The organism is Endozoicomonas atrinae, from assembly GCF_001647025.1.
Taxonomy (GTDB): domain Bacteria; phylum Pseudomonadota; class Gammaproteobacteria; order Pseudomonadales; family Endozoicomonadaceae; genus Endozoicomonas; species Endozoicomonas atrinae.
In genome coordinates, this window is record NZ_LUKQ02000056.1 from 1 (window position 1) to 17,278 (window position 17,278).

At 48.8% G+C, this 17,278-nt stretch carries 16 protein-coding genes; 5 read left to right on the forward strand and 11 right to left on the reverse strand.

Annotation, left to right across the window (positions count from 1 at the left end; genetic code table 11):
- The first annotated feature begins 889 nt into the window (after positions 1-889).
- From eutH to AK963_RS10160, 4 genes are all read left to right on the forward strand, one after another.
- Positions 890-1,999 carry an ethanolamine utilization protein EutH gene (gene eutH, locus AK963_RS10145; RefSeq protein WP_020582508.1) on the forward strand — a complete coding sequence of 370 codons (1,110 nt, stop codon included), beginning with the start codon at positions 890-892 and terminating at the stop codon, positions 1,997-1,999.
- 123 nt (positions 2,000-2,122) lie between these two features.
- A complete protein-coding gene (gene eutA / locus AK963_RS10150) occupies positions 2,123-3,565 on the forward strand; it encodes an ethanolamine ammonia-lyase reactivating factor EutA (RefSeq protein WP_066015338.1) in 1,443 nt (480 codons plus the stop codon).
- A gap of 10 nt (positions 3,566-3,575) precedes the next feature.
- Positions 3,576-4,160: a cob(I)yrinic acid a,c-diamide adenosyltransferase gene (locus AK963_RS10155; protein ID WP_066015358.1), complete on the forward strand. Its 585-nt coding sequence runs from the start codon at positions 3,576-3,578 to the stop codon at positions 4,158-4,160.
- Positions 4,161-4,182: 22 nt separating this feature from the next.
- Entirely contained in the window at positions 4,183-5,550 is a 1,368-nt protein-coding gene (locus AK963_RS10160) for an iron-containing alcohol dehydrogenase (RefSeq protein ID WP_139117345.1), read from the forward strand.
- Between the two features lie 53 nt (positions 5,551-5,603).
- On the opposite strand, the gene AK963_RS10165 is transcribed toward AK963_RS10160, so the two are convergent.
- The 3 genes from AK963_RS10165 to AK963_RS10175 all read right to left on the reverse strand — a co-directional run bounded on the left by AK963_RS10165 (position 5,604) and on the right by AK963_RS10175 (position 8,378).
- Positions 5,604-6,401, reverse strand: a complete 798-nt coding sequence (locus tag AK963_RS10165; protein WP_066015339.1) for an ABC transporter substrate-binding protein — start codon at positions 6,399-6,401, stop codon at positions 5,604-5,606.
- A gap of 94 nt (positions 6,402-6,495) precedes the next feature.
- On the reverse strand, positions 6,496-7,044 hold the full coding sequence (locus AK963_RS10170) for a BMC domain-containing protein (RefSeq protein WP_066015340.1): 549 nt from the start codon (positions 7,042-7,044) through the stop codon (positions 6,496-6,498).
- A 5-nt stretch (positions 7,045-7,049) separates the two neighbouring features.
- On the reverse strand, positions 7,050-8,378 hold the full coding sequence (locus AK963_RS10175; protein ID WP_066015341.1) for a 4Fe-4S dicluster domain-containing protein: 1,329 nt from the start codon (positions 8,376-8,378) through the stop codon (positions 7,050-7,052).
- A 233-nt stretch (positions 8,379-8,611) separates the two neighbouring features.
- Here AK963_RS10175 and AK963_RS10180 point away from each other — a divergent pair, with 233 nt between their 5' ends.
- Positions 8,612-10,843: a hypothetical protein gene (locus AK963_RS10180; RefSeq protein ID WP_066015342.1), complete on the forward strand. Its 2,232-nt coding sequence runs from the start codon at positions 8,612-8,614 to the stop codon at positions 10,841-10,843.
- A gap of 33 nt (positions 10,844-10,876) precedes the next feature.
- Here the strand turns inward: AK963_RS10180 and AK963_RS10185 are convergent, their stop codons facing one another.
- The 8 genes from AK963_RS10185 to eutC all read right to left on the reverse strand — a co-directional run bounded on the left by AK963_RS10185 (position 10,877) and on the right by eutC (position 17,274).
- Positions 10,877-11,638 carry a hypothetical protein gene (locus AK963_RS10185; protein ID WP_066015343.1) on the reverse strand — a complete coding sequence of 254 codons (762 nt, stop codon included), beginning with the start codon at positions 11,636-11,638 and terminating at the stop codon, positions 10,877-10,879.
- A 16-nt stretch (positions 11,639-11,654) separates the two neighbouring features.
- The gene (eutJ, locus tag AK963_RS10190; RefSeq protein WP_066015344.1) at positions 11,655-12,506 is read right to left on the reverse strand and encodes an ethanolamine utilization protein EutJ; all 852 of its coding nucleotides are present in this window, start codon (positions 12,504-12,506) and stop codon (positions 11,655-11,657) included.
- A gap of 15 nt (positions 12,507-12,521) precedes the next feature.
- Positions 12,522-13,193 (reverse strand): phosphate propanoyltransferase, encoded by a 672-nt coding sequence (gene pduL / locus AK963_RS10195; RefSeq protein ID WP_083232570.1) that lies wholly within the window; start codon positions 13,191-13,193, stop codon positions 12,522-12,524.
- A gap of 121 nt (positions 13,194-13,314) precedes the next feature.
- Entirely contained in the window at positions 13,315-13,602 is a 288-nt protein-coding gene (gene eutM, locus AK963_RS10200; protein ID WP_020582521.1) for an ethanolamine utilization microcompartment protein EutM, read from the reverse strand.
- 74 nt (positions 13,603-13,676) lie between these two features.
- Positions 13,677-15,131 carry an acetaldehyde dehydrogenase (acetylating) gene (locus AK963_RS10205; RefSeq protein WP_066015345.1) on the reverse strand — a complete coding sequence of 485 codons (1,455 nt, stop codon included), beginning with the start codon at positions 15,129-15,131 and terminating at the stop codon, positions 13,677-13,679.
- Position 15,132: 1 nt separating this feature from the next.
- Complete coding sequence (locus AK963_RS37025) at positions 15,133-15,663, reverse strand: BMC domain-containing protein (RefSeq protein WP_066015346.1); 531 nt, start codon at positions 15,661-15,663, stop codon at positions 15,133-15,135.
- 35 nt (positions 15,664-15,698) lie between these two features.
- Entirely contained in the window at positions 15,699-16,352 is a 654-nt protein-coding gene (gene eutL / locus AK963_RS10215; protein ID WP_020582524.1) for an ethanolamine utilization microcompartment protein EutL, read from the reverse strand.
- 25 nt (positions 16,353-16,377) lie between these two features.
- Complete coding sequence (gene eutC / locus AK963_RS10220; protein WP_066015347.1) at positions 16,378-17,274, reverse strand: ethanolamine ammonia-lyase subunit EutC; 897 nt, start codon at positions 17,272-17,274, stop codon at positions 16,378-16,380.
- Between the last annotated feature and the right edge of the window lie 4 nt (positions 17,275-17,278).

Genomic DNA, 17,278 nt, shown 5'->3' on the forward strand with positions numbered 1-17,278 from the left:
GCGGCCATAACACGTTCAACAGTCGCCTTAATAAGTAAACGGCTGAAGTCGGCAAGATCATCCTGAGTTTTAATCTGACTGGCTATTTGATCTACCAGTTTTTCGTTGATTTCAACGCTCATTGTTACTCTCCATTTTGGAGTATTAACGACAAGCGTTTACACAAATTAAATTACATTCTCATGTCAGCTGAATATGGAATATTAGAAGGCATTTCAGTTGCACAAACGTTAGAGTCAGAAGTTCGTCTCTCCAGTAAACGGAGAACCCACTCCCTTGCAACTCTCTTTATGCAGTGTACTTCCTCTCATAGAGAGCAAGAGAAAAAGAGCAGTAAAGCTGATGATGGAAAGTTAGCCTCACCTTTAATGTCAAAAGATGAAATAGCACATCGAAGAATGATAATGGAAGTTATTCTACAAATGCCTGATTAGGCGACTGAAACCTCCTCCTTTTATTGACCGATTTCATTAAAATGAACATCTGATGACTTGCGCCAAATCATGATCATTCTTCATTTCTGTTGATAGCCTTGCCCCAACTGGTACTCAACCCGGAAACAACCGGCAGAAGGCGGCCAACACTCTCAGCTTCCGGCTGCTATGATTCGCCCCACTGAATTTATCAGCTAGAAAGTGCTCAACAAAACGTCTCTTCAGGTCACTTAAACGACCTCTTCCTATTGATGTAAGTCATGACTTTTTAGCCATTAAGTTTTATTGATTAAAGTCAATTAATTGAGTGGTGACTGACTTGCGTCAGGTCATCATCATACATTCCCTGCACTGATAGCCTTCTCACAACTGATACGCCGCCTGGAAATGACCTTCGTCCTCCAACTTCCGGCTGCTATTTCAGAATCAAAAGCAATCGCAGTTGCGAGGAAGTCATGAGTATCAACGATATTATTCTCTATATCATGGTGGGGTTCATGGTGCTGGGCGCCGTGGATAAAATGCTGGGTAATCGCTGGGGCTACGGCGAAAAGTTCGAAGAAGGCTTTATGGCCATGGGTGCTCTGGCACTGGCCATGATCGGTGTTATCTGTCTGGCTCCCGTACTGAACACCGTTCTGACACCGGTTCTGGCGCCCATCTATAACGCTCTGGGTGCGGACCCAGCCATGTTTGCCGGTACACTTCTGGCGAACGACATGGGTGGCTACCCACTGGCCAAAGAGATGACCACAAACCCGGACATCGCCAACTTCTCCGGCCTTATCCTCGGTGCCATGATGGGCCCAACCATCGTATTCACCATTCCCGTTGCACTGGGCATTATCGCTAAAGAAGATACCCAGTATCTGGCTCGCGGTGTATTGATCGGCTTGACTACCGTACCTGTCGGTGCGCTGGTTGGCGGCCTGATCGCTGGTCTGGGTATCGGTACCATTGTTGTTAACCTTATTCCGGTCATTATCGTTGCTGCTGCTATCGCCCTGGGTCTGAAGCTGGCTCCACAAAAAATGATCGGTGGCTTTGAAGTCTTCGGTAAGGGTGTGGTTATTCTGATCACTGCCGCCCTGGCTGCCGCTGTGATTGAAGCCCTGACCGGTTTCGTCGTTATTCCGGGTATGGCTCCATTCTCTGATGGTGTTGCTACCGTTGGCCACATTGCCATGGTTCTGGCGGGTGCCTTCCCACTGGTACACTTCATTACCACCAAGTTCAACAAACCTCTGATGGCCGTTGGCCGTTCCATGGGCATGGGTGAAACCGCTGCTGCAGGTCTGGTAGCTACTCTGGCTAACAGTATCGCCATGTTCAACATCATGAAGGACATGGACAACCGCGGCAAAATCATCAACGTTGCCTTCGCCGTCAGTGCTTCTTTTGCCCTGGGTGACCACCTGGGTTATACCGCCGCCGTCAACAGCGAAATGATCTCTGCCATGATCGTTGGCAAGCTGGTAGGTGGTGTTACTGCAGTAATCATCGCCATTCTGGTCACCAGAGATATGGCTGAAAAGCAGGGCTCACTGAAAGCCAAGCACGCTTAATCCCCATTGAGTGCTGTCGGCTCGCTGACAGCACTCTTTTTCATTTCGTCTGTTTCAGTTTTTCTATTACCTCATTTCAAGTCGTAGAAAAACTCAAGCAGATGCCTCTAAACCGGAGCAGCCATGCGCGAAGAAATTCTCAGTGCCGGCATTGATATTGGTACCTCAACCACTCAGCTGGTCTTTACCCGGATGTTCCTGGAGAACGTCTCCCCGGGCGCCATGATTCCCAAAGTGGAAATCGTCGATCGTCAGGTTATTTACCGAAGCCAGGTTCACTTCACCCCACTGCTTTCGCCAACCATGATTGATGCCGATAAAGTTCGGCAGCTGATGGAGCAGGAATTCATTAATGCTGGCGTCAATGCCGCTGATATTGATACCGGCGCAGTCATCATCACCGGTGAGACAGCCCGCAAGGAAAATGCACGACAGGTTGCTGATGCATTAAGCCTTCTTGCCGGTGATTTCGTGGTTGCTACTGCAGGCCCGGATCTTGAAAGCATTATCTCCGGTAAAGGTGCCGGTGCCGCGAAGCAGTCCTTTGAAAGAAACAGTATCGTAGCCAATCTCGATATTGGCGGGGGCACCACTAATATCGCTACCTATGATGTCGGTGAAGTTATTGATACCACCTGCCTGGACATTGGTGGCCGCCTGATAAAATTTGAGAAAGGTGGCACTGAAGTTACTTACATTTCCGAAAAATGGCAGGAAATGACCCGCCGTATGGGCATGCCGGTGAAGGTCGGCGATCAGCTGAGTCGAAACCAGATTGACCAGATCGTTCAGCGAATGGTGGAGATTCTCGAAGAGGTCATGGGTCTCAAGCCTGCAACGGGTGATCTGGCATTTCTTATCGGTCGTGGCACCAGTGACCTGCATCGTAACTACCGTCTGGATCAGATCTGCTTCTCCGGTGGCGTTGCCGTTCATATCTATGATCAGGAGCCTTCTGCTTCCGACTATCAATACGGTGATTTAGGTGTACTGCTGGGCAAAGCCATACGTCAATCGTCGTTGTTTAAACATATTTCTGTTTTTGATGCAGTGGAAACCATTCGTGCGACGGTAATTGGCGCAGGCTCTCATGCCACGGATATCAGTGGCAGCACCATCAATTTTTCCCGTGATGTCTTTCCGATTAAAAACGTTCCGGCATTGAGACTTTCCCTCAAAGATGAGGCGCTGCCAGCCAGTGAACTGGCAAAAACCATCCACGAAAAACTGTCCTGGTTTGACCTTGAAACCGGCGCGCAACACGTTGCCCTGGCACTGAAAGGGCCCAGAAATCCGGATTTCCAGTACGTTCAGGAGCTGGCTGATATCATCATCAAGGGCATGGACGTGATGATTCAATTACCCCAGCCACTGATTGTGATTGTCGAAGAAGACTTTGGCAAAGTGCTGGGACAGAGTATTGAAGCGAAGCTGAAATACAGCAAAGACGTCATTTGTATCGACAGCATCAGTGTCAAAGACGGTGACTATATCGATATTGGCAAGCCTCTGGCAGACGGCAAAGTCCTGCCCGTTATCGTGAAAACACTGGTATTTGGTTATTGAGGTTCATCTGATGTCTGAGCAGGAACACAATCGGCTGTCCAAAATTTACACGCGTACCGGCGATAAAGGCACGACCGGATTGGGAGACCAAAGACGTGTATCAAAAACCCATGAGCGTATTGAAGCGATTGGAGCCGTTGACGAACTGAACACCTGGATGGGGCTGCTGATCAGTGAGCTGAAAGAAGTTCAGCTCATGCGCCACCGGCTTCAAAAGCCATTAGAGAGCATTCAGCACCGCTTGTTTGACCTGGGTGGTGAACTGGCCATGCCAGGCTACCAGTTAATCCAGGCTTCCTTTGTTACGGATCTTGAAAAAACACTGGATGAATTTAACGACAACCTGCCACCTCTGAAGAATTTTATCTTACCCGGTGGATCCCGGCTGGCCTGCTACTGCCATATGGTCAGAACCATTTCCCGCAGGGCCGAGCGCAGAGTGATTGCTGCTAAAGAAGCGGGTGAAGCGATCAATCCTCCCCTGATGCAGTATCTGAACCGGCTTTCAGATCTGATGTTTGTACTGGCCAGAGTGGTTGCCAGGCAGTCCGGTGGCGAGGTGCTCTGGCAGCAGTCAGAGAAGCAAAAGATTTAGTCATACATTTGAAGGCCACACTGTGAAAAAGCAGTTAATCAGAGAGTCAAACCTGCAGTCATTCTGTCAGGGGGATCAGCTCTACCTACAGCCCGGTTTCATTCTGTCACCAGGAGCTTTGGATAAAGCACGGGACCTGGGCATCAAAATCGTTCGTGATAACGTTGATTGCAACAGTGATGAAATAGTCAGTCAGACCCAGCAACAAGCAGCCTCAGAAGCACCTTTGTCAGCATCACCTGCTGGCCACGAATTTATTATGCCCCGCCAGAGTCTGCTGGGCTTTGGGTGTCTAAACCAGGGCATTGAACGGCTTAAGGCGCTTAATTGTAAAAAGGTGCTGGTTGTCACCGATGCAGTACTGAATAAAACAGGTCTGGTGAGTTCGGTCACGGATCGCTTTGTTGCCCAGGGCATTGATGCTGTGATCTATGACGGTACCCTGCCTAACCCGACCACCGCCAATGTCAGCGAAGGGCTGGCCATGCTCAACCGTCATCAGTGCGATACTGTGGTGTCCCTGGGTGGTGGTTCACCACATGACTGCGCCAAAGCCATCGCCCTGCTGGCGACCAATGGTGGAGAAATCAAAGATTACGAAGGTGTGGATAAGTCCACAAATCCCTGCCTGCCCCTGGTCGCTATTAACACCACAGCAGGTACTGCTTCCGAGATGACCCGGTTCTGCATCATCACCAATGAGCAGACCCATATCAAAATGGCCATCGTTGACCAGAATGTAACGCCTGCCATTGCCATTAATGACCCGGAACTGATGCTTGGCATGCCTGCTGGTCTCACTGCCGCAACAGGGATGGATGCCCTGACCCATGCCATTGAAGCCTTCCTGTCCGCCAATGCAAGCCCTGTCACCGATGCTGTCGCCAGTAAGGCGATCAAGTTAGTTGCCCAATACCTGCCTCGTGCGGTTAAAGATGGCACTGACCGAAAAGCCAGAGAGCAAATGGCTTATGCACAATATATGGCAGGTATGGCCTTTAACAGCAGCGGTCTTGGCTATGTTCATGCCATGGCGCATCAGCTGGGGGGAAAATATGGTCTGCCTCATGGGATTTGTAATGCCATTCTTCTTCCCCATGTCATGACCTACAACCTGCCGGTATCCGCCGAGAAGCTCTCGGATGTTGCCCGCTATCTGGGTTGTGATGTCTATGGGCTTGGCGCTCAGGAAGCAGCTGTGCTCGGTATAAAAGAAGTTTGCCGTCTATTGCTGGAAGTTGGCGTACCATCCAGCCTTACAGAACAGGGCGTTAAAGCAGAAGATATTCCAGAGATGGCGATTAATGCATTGAAAGATGCTTGTGCAGCAACAAATCCCAGACAAGGCACTCAGGCAGAGATTGAGCAAATCTTCAAAAATGCCCTGTGATGCCAAAAAAGCGTAAACCTCATTCCCACGCTCTGCGTGGGAATGAGACTTTTTCATAACTTACTGATGCCAGACCGGGAGTGTAAACCGGCAAAATAGTCTGCAGCCAACTTTAACCGACTTCCTGTCCAGCAAAACATTTCACCATCAACAAGTTTGGCCCTGGCTACAACACCCAGCTCTGCAAACTCCTGACAATGCTTATCTTTAAATGGATAAGGCTCAGAAGATAAGAGCAGTAGATCCGGCTTTTCTGCTTTTAACTGCTCAATGGTCACCTCTGGGTAACGATCCAGATCCGCAAATACATTCTCCATACCACAAAGCTTCAGCATCTCATTGATAAACGTATTACCTGCTGCAACGCGATAGGGTTTTCGCCAGATAAAATAAGCCACACGAAGTGTCTTTCCCGAACTTAACCGTGACATTTTGGTTCTGATGTCACTGACGATGGCGTTGGCTTTGTCTTCTGTGTTTGTTAACTGACCCACTGAAGTAATCATGGCCAGAGCATCATCCAGATTATGAATATCACAAAGCCATGTTGGGTATTTCTGCCGGAGTTGCTCAATGCCCTCTTTGTAGTTCTCTTCCTTGTTACCGAGGATTAGATCCGGCTGCAAGGCATCAATAGCTTCAAAATCAAACGTCTTTGGGCCACCAATGACCGCTTTTTCTTTACGAGCCCGCTTCGGGTGAACACAGTAACGTGTTACGCCAACAATCCGGTCTTCCAGACCGAGATCAAACAACAGTTCTGTCATTGATGGAACCAGAGAGACAATCCTCACAGGCTTATCACTAACGTCTACTGAATACTGCATCTGATCAATGAACTTGCGGGACATTCTCATGACCTCAATATTGATGTGCCGGACTGGATATTAAAAAGCCCACTTGCCAAAGGTAAATGGGCTTTGCTGTATCACTTTAAACTGTTGTTTAAAGCAGCTTCTGGAAGAACTCTTTGGTGGGTGACGGTATCACGGTCTTGCCAATCAGCATACCGGCATCCCTGGCAGCCATCACACCAGCATCAACCGCCGCATTCACGGCAGAGAGCTCACCGGTCATCACGATAAATGACTTACCACCAATGGCCATGGCCAGACGTACTTCAATCATTTTAACGTCAGCAGCCTTGGCAGCAGCATCAGCAGCAATCACTGCAGAGGCAACACTAAAGAACTCAATAACGCCAACCGAATTTACCTGACTGATGTCGTTAGAACCACTGAGTCCTGCCAGCAGTTCATCATGGATATTGGCAATCAACAGACGATCGACAATCGTCTGGCGACCCACCTCTTCACCGGCTTCAACTGAAGCCCTGACGGCCGCTACATCACCGGAAACAATGATCAGATATTTGCCAGGGCAAATGGTTTTGGCTTCTTCCAGGCGGATATCCGCAGCCTTGGTCATGGCGTCTGCGGCTTCCATACCCTTTGCAATGCTGGTGAACTCCAGCAGACCTAATGCTTTACTCATTCTGTTTATCCCCGGGCAATAACCACCTGACGCTCATTAACATCAACGACCTGTCCATCCATGCTGGCATGAATCATCGAGCCTAACTGCCCTTCAGGTGTTGCACCGATTAACTGCCCTTTAACTACCCGATCACCAACACTCACCACAGGCTGGCTGCTGGCACCAATATGCTGACGAAGTGACACACTGACTTTCTCCATCACCACTTCACGGAAATCATGCATTGGCTGATGGTCATAGTCGTTCAAATCCAGACGTGAAATCAGTCTGGCAGGAGGCACTTTCCTGAACTCACGACCATCACGGGCAATGATGTCGCTGCCGTCGTGCTGATAGCGGATACCCTTCTCACGCAGTTTACCGGCAATGTAGAAGTTCACCTTGCGGGGAGAAATGCCCATCGGACAGGAGTACATTTCACAGACCCCACAGCCGCAGCAGAGCAGCGCTTCCTGATGGCTTTCATTAATCTCCTCGGCATACTTCACCGCTTTCATCATCTTGTGCGGGTGGAGAGGATGACCGATCAGGTATCGTGGGCACTGTTCCGTACAAAAGCCGCACTGAATGCAGGCTCTGGCACGGTTCAGGATCTGGGTTTCCGTTTCAGTCGCCCGGGTAACCAGATAATGATCTGCCGGGATAACGATCAATGCACCATCAGTTTTGGTAATGGTCATCCCCGGCAGCTGATTTTTATTGATCATACCGCCCATCATAGGGCCACCACGGATAATGCAGTAATCACTGATGGTGGTACCGCCAGCTGCCTCAAGGCAATCTTCAAAAGGTGTACCCAGAGGAACCCTGATCAGCCTGGGTTCTTTGACTTCGCCCAGAACAGAAACGTATTTATCCGTTACCGGATGCCCCTGGCTGGCTTCGAACACATTGATCATGGTCATCACATTGGAGACCACACAGCCAACATTGAGTGGAATACCGCCAGGTGGAACTGAACGACCAGTGACTTCGAATACAGTCATCTGTTCGTCACCCGCAGGATAGAAATTCTGCAGATCATGAATTTCAACGTCTGCTTCCAGGCGGGCAACGGTTTCCTTCAGACAGGCAACTTCGCGGGCGTATTTCCCCTTAACTGCGATAACTGCTTTACGTGCCTTAACCTGTGCTTTGGTCAGAAGGATACCGCCTATCAGTTCAGCGGTTCTTTCCCGCATCAGAAACTGATCGGTCTGCAGCAAAGGCTCACACTCTGCGGCATTGATTATCAGGTATTCAGCTTCAGCGTTTAATTTGACGTGGGTAGGAAAACCGGCACCACCGGCACCGACCACTCCGGCCTGTCGGACAAGTTCAACGAGATCCATGGTCTTTCCGGAATAGTGATAAAAAAGAAGGTGAGGCCGCAGAGCACGAACCTCACAAAACAGGGTTAACAAAAAGTGAACAGATAATATCGTTTGTGAGCCTGGGAGCCCCTGTGTCAGGTCAATATCAGGGCATTATCAATTATTGACCTGTATCAATAAGATAAAGAGCAATGAACTTAATAAGTGCATTATTGTCACACTGTTATGGAACTTAAGTATTACGTATTCTCATGAACACCGATGCAGCGTCTCCAAGCCCCTCCAGATCAAATAATCCAGCGGTTTCTCTGTTGAAAAATCAAGCTCAGAAGAAGTCGGGAAGCAAACAAAAACTGTCACCTTCCCTAGCTACGGGTAACTCACCAATAGCCCACCGAAAAGTATCTGCAATATCCCAACCTCCTCTAACAGAACCACAAGTAACCGTAGATAAAGATCTAGCCACACTGGGAGCAGCACTCCTTTACTTTGATAAGAAACGCCATTTCACTCAGGCAGAAAAGAAACTCAGTAACGAGGAAATAGACCGGCTTAGACAAGAAGACCCTGAGTTTTTTAAGTGCCTGGAAGAACAATATGAGCCAGAAATCCCTTTTCAGTTCAAGGCAATGATGGAACTGGAAGACCTCATCGGTAAGAGTGGTTTATCTGGAAAAGAGAAAAGAAAAGGCAAGGCTAAAGCAATGAGCCACGCCTGTAGAGAAGTTCAAAAAGTAGAAAGCAGAAACAGTAAGAAAGCCATGGACATGACTGTAGGCTTTTGCACCAGACTCTTATTAGATGAACAATGGCTCAAGCTAGTTAAGGAGAAAAACCGAAGTGGCCAACTTGAACAAGCCCTGTGCGATGTTAATGAGCTAATTCGTATCATTGGAAAACTGAAAACCCGACACTCTTTTCTCCCTGGTATTGAGTCAAAAGCGTTGAGGGAAAAGATATCTATTTCAGTAAAATTAGGGTACTGGACAGAAGTCACCTCTGGTCTGGAACTTTTGATTAGAAGATACCCCGAACAAAGCTACACAAAAGATGCTCTTTTTCTTGCGACTATATATTTATCAAGAATACTTCATGGCTCAATGGAACATGATCTGAAACCACATTTCAGCCCTGAAAAAGCATTTGCATGTATTATGGAATGCCTCCAATGCAAAAGTGAAAAATCAGAGGAATTCTATGAAGACTTCCCTGAATACAGGCACCTCCTTGATGGCTTGGTTGACTTGAAATCAAACTCAGGTAAAAGGACCCGTGAGCTGTTTAATCGCTGCAAAGAAGCTTTGGATAGCTGCAAGAATCCCAATGAAATGTTTGATTTAGTCATTCTCCCTTGCATATCCGCGCATATGCATATTCATCGTGGTAATGCCGATCTGGCAATGGATGCCATTAGGCAGATAAAGGACTTATCACCAACGCTGGCAAATTATTACCTGGCACGCTTATCGAAACTGAAAAAAGAAATGGATGCTGCCTTATGGTTTTATAAAAGCCTTGTCAGCAAAGGGGTACCCGTATACAAAGAGCTGTTGGATCTATTTATTGAACTCAAAGACTTTAAGCTTGCAGCAGCAACGGCATTTGCTGCTGAACACTTTTACAACCAGCATCACTGCGTCAGGGAAGCAGCCTACTGGGGGTTATTGGCAGAAGAGTATGACCGAGAGGAAAAAGCTGCCTCAGCAAGAAATGCTCAGAAACTTAAAGCTCAACAGCGAGATCGAGCCGAAACTCAAACACAAGAAGACGCTGAAGAGAGAATACCGACTCTCAAAGAGGCAGATGCTGCCAGCAAAGAACCGAGCCAAGTTGAAAGCAATGCACCTGTAATGCCAATGGCTGTTAAACCAAAAACAAGAAAGCCAGAGCAACCATTCCAGAGTGCAGAGGATCATTACTATCAAGCACAATCAATGATTCGAGAATATAAATATGACTCAAGATCAACGATAACTGAAAAGGATATTTCTGATAAATTTAAAGAAGCACTTTATGATTCCCCTGATGATTTATGGCTCCGGCATAGCTCCGGATGGTGGCATTTCGAGCAAAATGAACACCCAAAAGCCAAAGAAGATCTGCTTAGAGGACTTCAAATTGCGTTGGGCAGAAAACCCACTTGGAATGTGCCAAAGTCAAATCAGCAGCAAAGAACTTTAGTAAGAATGATTTTATCCATGTTTATCGAGCCATTTGAAAAGAGCAAAGCTTCAACAGACCCTGAGATTTATAAATATCAAGCTAGAGATATGGCGGCATTCCTCAGTGCCTATGCTCATATCCTCGTAGAAGAGGGTTTAACTGAAGAGGCTTCACAATTCAGAAATACAGCGGACCGGCTTGATGATAGAAGAGGCGCTAAAGCACTGGATAGGCTAAAAACATTGATTGAGCCTAAGATTAAACTGATTACTCAAGAAGCCTTTGAACAAAGCAAAAAAGCCTCACTATCATCAGTCTAGCGAGACTCTTTCAGCATCAAAGTCCTTTCACTGCTATGCCAGTATCAGGTCTTGTTTTGTTCGAAGAAAATCTTTTGCCAACGGAGTGATCAGAGCTCTTTCCTGAAGCCTGATTTTCCGATATCCCTGCTCATAACAGGCCCGAAGATCCTTTTCCCCAACAACTCGCTGCTCAAGGTTAAAAACACCCTTATCTGCAAGCTTTGGCTCAATATAGGATCTTTCTTTCGGAGCACTGACCTGGTAGACCACTTCATTAACAGAAGCTGTTTCTGGCTTTTCTGGTGTATCAACACCAGCCAGAGCATCAGACAGGCTGTCCAGTGTCACTACTGCCATACCAAAAGAGCAAAGCGTTGCTTCCTTATCCTGGAAAACCTGGTAAAAGGCAGGATTAGCCGTATCACGAAAACGACGATAGGCAATACCCTCTTCCAGAATATGAACTGTTTTACCCAGCAGCAGACTCTCAACAATCACACAGCCTTCACTGCCCCGTTCCAGACCGATCGCCAGGGCTGACAACAGACTGTTGGACAGGCTGGCCAGAATAATATGGTCATACTTTGCTGGTTCCAGACGTGCCGGTTGCGGACGTTCATCATTCTGTCGATCAGCAGTAAACGACAGTACGTATTCATTACCCAGAGCCAGCTCCAGCTGTTGTCGGTTATCGCAGTCCCCGACCACCAGCACAGACTGATGAGCTTTCCTGGCTTCTTTTGTTCCCTCTAGAGCCAGCAGCTGTTCCATCACCCGTTTGGCAATCAATTCAACCAGTGCATCGGTATTCATTACGGTTTTCCTTGCTTTATGATGCCAAAAGCTTTTCTGCTTCTAATGCGCTGATTGCAATGCCCAGTGGCGTCACCAGGAACGGATTTTCCGGCTTCCAGGTGGTTACGCCCGTCTGCTTTTCCACAATCTGCTCAAACTCCGGCAGGCAGGTTGTACCGCCTACCAAATAAATATCCTTTACGTCGTAGCCCTGAATGTGCTGATGAACAATCGAGCCCATCTTTTCAATCACCGGACGGACAATGGCCACCACATCACGATGGTTCGCAGAATCTTTTTTCTGCTCTTCTGCTTCTTCAAAGCTGGTTTTATAGTGCCCCGCCAGTACAAGTGACAGATGCGTGCCACCGGTCGCTTCGTCTGCGGTATAGATCACTTCGCCGTCTTTAAAAATAGAAAGTCCGGTTGTCCCACCACCAATATCCACCACAGCACCATTGCGGATACCCAATACCCGGTTGGCAGCCGTAGGCTCATCCAGCATATTCACCACGTCCATGCCTGCTCCCTCCACCACATATCGGTGAGTTTTGCAGACCGACTCTGGTGTATTGGAAGGCATGGCAATGGCTGCTTTTTCCAGGGAGACCTGCAGACGTGTCTCCAGATTTTCCTTGAGCTGACGGACAATATTCAGCGCACCGATGTAATCAACGACCAGACCATCCTTCAACACCTGGGCAAACTGCATTTCCGTGGCAACTGGCTCACCATGATGATCCAGTACCACCAGAACGATGTAGGCAGTACCAAGATCTACACCCACCACCAGCTTGTCAGCATCGGTAACCTGTGCAGTGTGTGTCAGGCTATTCTCCACTTTCTGGATCAGCTTGCTGACGCGCTCAGGATTAAATTCAGACATAGTCGTTTATTACCGTTAAGCTATTAACTCACCTTTTGCATTGGCCGGTAGACCAACCGCATTGGCTTCATCAAAATCAATATGCATTGCCAGAGAAAAGCTGTCTTTTACCCTGACCAGAACTCGATGGAAGGTAACCGGACGATCCGTTTCAATCCGAACATCCACTTCCTGCTTGTCCTGAACTCCCAGACGTTGGGCATCGGCAGTGGTCATGTGGATATGGTTACGGGCAACAATGACGCCCTTATCCAGCTGTACCATACCTTTGCCGGAATAAAGGAATGTTCCGGGGGTACCGGAAATATCTCCGGACTCTTTCAATACTGCATTAACACCCAACTGACGGGCATCAGTGCGGGAAATTTCAACCTGACTTTCTGGGCGGGCTGGCCCAAGTACCGCTACATTCTCAAAGGTACCCTTTGGGCCAATCACGGTGACACGTTCTTCACACAGATACTGACCAGGCTGGGAGAGTTCACGAGCGGGGGTCAACTGGTGACCAGCACCAAATAACGCTTCTACGTCTTTCTGGCACAGGTGAACATGGCGGGCAGAAGTTTCAACAGGGATTTCTTTCTTGCTGCTTTCAGCCTCTAAAGACGACAGAGTCTGTGCAGTGCATTCAACAATCACCTGATCAATAATTTCTTTCAGGAGTTGTTCGTTAACGAGGGTATTCACAGCGATGTCTCACAATCGGCATTGACCAAATAGCCAATGTTAAGCTGAAGTACAGAAGCACAAGGACTGGGAAAACCGCTTTTCTACACGTCTTTATGCTTCTGCAGTGAGTAATAGAAAATTACTCGCCTTTAGCCTGAGGCAGGATCACTTCAACTTCGCCGTGTGGACGCGGGATAACGTGTACGGAAACCAGTTCACCAACACGCTCAGCCGCCGCAGCGCCAGCATCAGTAGCCGCTTTAACAGCACCAACGTCACCACGAACCATGATGGTTACCAGACCACTACCGATGTTCTCTTTACCAACCAGAGTCACGTTCGCAGCTTTAACCATAGCGTCAGCAGCTTCGACAGCAGCAACCAGACCTTTAGTTTCAACCATGCCCAGAGCGTTAGAGATAGCCATTATTTGTTTCTCCTGATGGTCTCCCGGGGGAGACGTTTTAATACGTTAAAAAGTTATGTTTCATCTGAAAGCACTTAAAGTGCTTTCAGCTTTTCAATCACCATGCGGGTGATTGCTTCAATATCCAGTTCTGTTACTGCAGCAGGCGCCTGAGCAACTTGAGCTTCTGGCTCACAGATGCCATAGGCGACATAGCGCTTGTTAAACAGATGCAGAGGTGTCACGTTGTCTGAAGTGGCTGAACCACCCACACTGCCACAACCCAGGGTAAAGGCGGGTGGAAGACCAGTGGTTGCGCCGACAGCACCGTGAGTCGATGGTGTATTCACCACCAGTCGGGAAACCGGCTTTTTCAGGGCAAATTCACGAACCAGATCATTGTTCTGAGTGTGAATCGCCAATGAGTGACCAGCACCTTCGTAATTCAGTAACTCAAGGCAAAGTTCGCAGGCTTCATGAGCATCATTTGTCCGGTAGAAACCGAGCAGTGGCGACAGCTTTTCCCAGGAGAATGGATGTTGCTTACCAACGCACTCACGCCCCTGTTCAGCCACCAGCACACGAGTAGCAGCTGGAATTTCCAGGCCAGCCATGCGAGCGATTTCTACTGCAGGCTTACCGACGATACGAGCGTTCAGTGTGCCTCTTGGACCAACAATCACTTTCTCAACCCGAACGGTTTCTGTCTCGTTCAGGAAGTAGCAGCCCTGGGCAATCATTTCTGCCTTAACCTGATCTGCGATCACATGTTCAGTAACCACATGCTGCTCAGATGCACAGACGGTTCCGTTATCGAATGTCTTGCTCATCAGGATGTACGACACTGCTTTCTTGATATCTGCAGTTCGTTCAATAAAGGCCGGTACGTTACCCGGACCAACACCCAGAGCAGGGTTCCCAGAGCTGTAAGCAGCCTTAACCATGGCAGAACCGCCAGTGGCGAGAATGATGCCTGTGCCTTCATTCTTCATCAGCTCACTGGTGCCTTCCAGCGTTGGCTGAGTCATTACAGAGATCAGGTCAGCAGGTGCGCCCAGACTCTGAAGCGTTTCTCTCAGCAGGCGCACGGTTTCGCTGATGCACTTCAGCGCCGACGGGTGTGGGCTGATGATGACCGCATTACCTGCCTTGATAGAGATAATGGATTTATAAATCGCAGTCGACGTTGGGTTGGTCGATGGTACAAGACCAGCAACCACACCGTAAGGCACAGCGACTTCCTGCATTTTCTTTGCAGGGTCTTCAGCAATGATGCCGATGGTTCTCATGGAGCGAACAGATTCAGCAAGATGCTTACTGGCAATCATGTTCTTGGTGATCTTATCCTGAACTTTACCAAAGCCAGTTTCTTCAACCGCCATTTCAGCCAGACGGCTGGCATTGGCTTCACCGGTACGAGCCATTGCTTCGACCAGAGCGTCCACCTGAGCCTGGCTGTAATCAGCCAGTACTCTCTGGGCTTCTTTGGCCCGGCGGATCAGGTTTCTTACTTCCTGAATGGAAGCAAGGTCTTTATCGAGCAGTTCCAATTTACTTCACCCTCTGGTGATATTCGACCATCGCCTGAATCAGCGCATCCTTCTTGGCAAACTTGATTTCCTGTTTGCTCATTGGGAAGTCAGATAACTGTCTGGCCATGTTTCTCAATTCAACGGTTCTGAAAGCCTGTAATTCATCCATCGTTGGTGCAGATGAACCATTAGTCTCCATCGTCCCTTCAGTAACCACAGTTTCTGGCTGTGATTCTGCTTCTGGTTGCGAAACGACAGTAGCCGTTTTTTCGGTCGTTCCAGCCAGAAGAGCATTCAGCTCGGTGACTGGTCGGGCAATCACGTGGGTAGATACCACCTTGCCAACACGATCCGCTGCCATCGTTCCGGCTTCAATAGCCGCTTTGACGGCACCGACATCCCCCCGGATAATGATCGTAACCAAACCACCACCGGAGTTCTGCTTTGAGACCAGGCTGACATTGGCGGTTTTCAGACAGACATCCGCCGCTTCCACCGCCGGGAGGAAGCCAAATGTTTCAATAAACCCTGCTGCCTCTTGTGTTCTCATCGCCAGCCCCTCCATCGTGTACTTTTAAAGGCCAATCAGAAGTGCTTTGGGTTATCTGCAACAAACTTCACCGCATCGGCGAAAGCATCACAGGCCGCTTTACAGGCAGACTGGCTACCAGTGAGCAGAGCGCCACCAAAGTTGGTCTCTGAAGGAGGCTCAAACAGCTGGCATAACTGGACATCCGCCGCCTTCATGGCTGCATCCAGTGCGTACATGGCTTCCAGAGGCGGTGCAATCAGGTAAGCCAGCGCTTCACCTTCATTAATTTCAGCCAGACCGGACAGGAAAGAACCGGTACGTGAAATGCACTGGGCGAAATAGGCAATGCTGTCGTCTTCATTCGCGCTGTAGAATGAAAACTCATTTTCAATAAAGTCGATGGCGACATTCAGGCCACTGCGAACTTCGGCCGGACTTGGACCCGCCAGCATACCGATGACTTCACCAGCCAGCTTGCTGTTTGCGTTGGCAGCACCACCATAGAAGCTCTTGCCCATAACAACACTGACTTCAGCGTTCTTGCACGCTTCATCCAGTGCGCAGTAGGTCACGTCATCCGCGTCAGCAGTCAGGATACCCAGACTCTTCCAGCCTTTTGGCATACCCAGCTTTTCAGCCATTTTTGCATCGACGTTGGGAATCATTTTTACGGCCAGTACACTGGCACCCAGACGATCACCTTTCATTGTTCTACTCCTCTATACCCAAAGATCAGAAACGGAAACCAACACCGCTGCACTTCTGCTCAAACATCTTCTTAACGATGTTGGCAATGTGCGCACCCGCTTCAGCAGCAGGGGTTCCGCGACGATGGATATTGGAGATTACGGTACGGCCTGCTTCGGCCATGCCCACTGTGCCTTCATAGGTGATGTAGGCACCCATGGATTCACCCGTAGCCAGACCTGGACGCTCACCCACCAGCATGACCGTTACCTTGCTGTTGGTCAGATCAGTCAGATGATCCATGGCACCCACACGGCCAAACTTGATGAATACGGTGTCACCAACACTCAGGCCATAACCTTCCAGACCCTGCTTCATTGCAGGCAGGATGTTTTTCAGGTTGGCGGTAATGGCACTGGAGGACAGACCGTCAGCAATCACAATCTGAACATCCGCACCCTTGCGACACTCAGACTGAATTTTGGCCACACCCTCATCACTGATCATACGACCCAGATCAGGACGGGTGACGTACATGTCTTTGTCTTCACAGCGTGAGGAAACGGCGACCAGGCCGGCTTCAGTAACGAACTCTTCAACGACTTCGTTGAATACAGAGTCGATGGCAACGGCATGGTCAGCACGAAAACGCAACATGGTTTCCGTCTTGTAACGTGGACCAGCCTTACCAATGCCAAGACGAGCTGGAGTCTTGGCCTTGAGCTTCATGTACTCAGCCTTGTTCTCCGCATTTTCTACGGCGAAAAAGTCAGACATTTCAGTAGCGGTAATGTCATACAGCTCGCTGTCATCAACATTAGAGACAGCGGTTTCAACCTGACTGGTGACAGAGCGAACAACCTGTTCCTTGCCGGCATCAGAAAGGTCAATTTCCTTCAGGACTTTGCCAATCAGGTCTTTCAGATCATTTTCAGAAATCATGGTG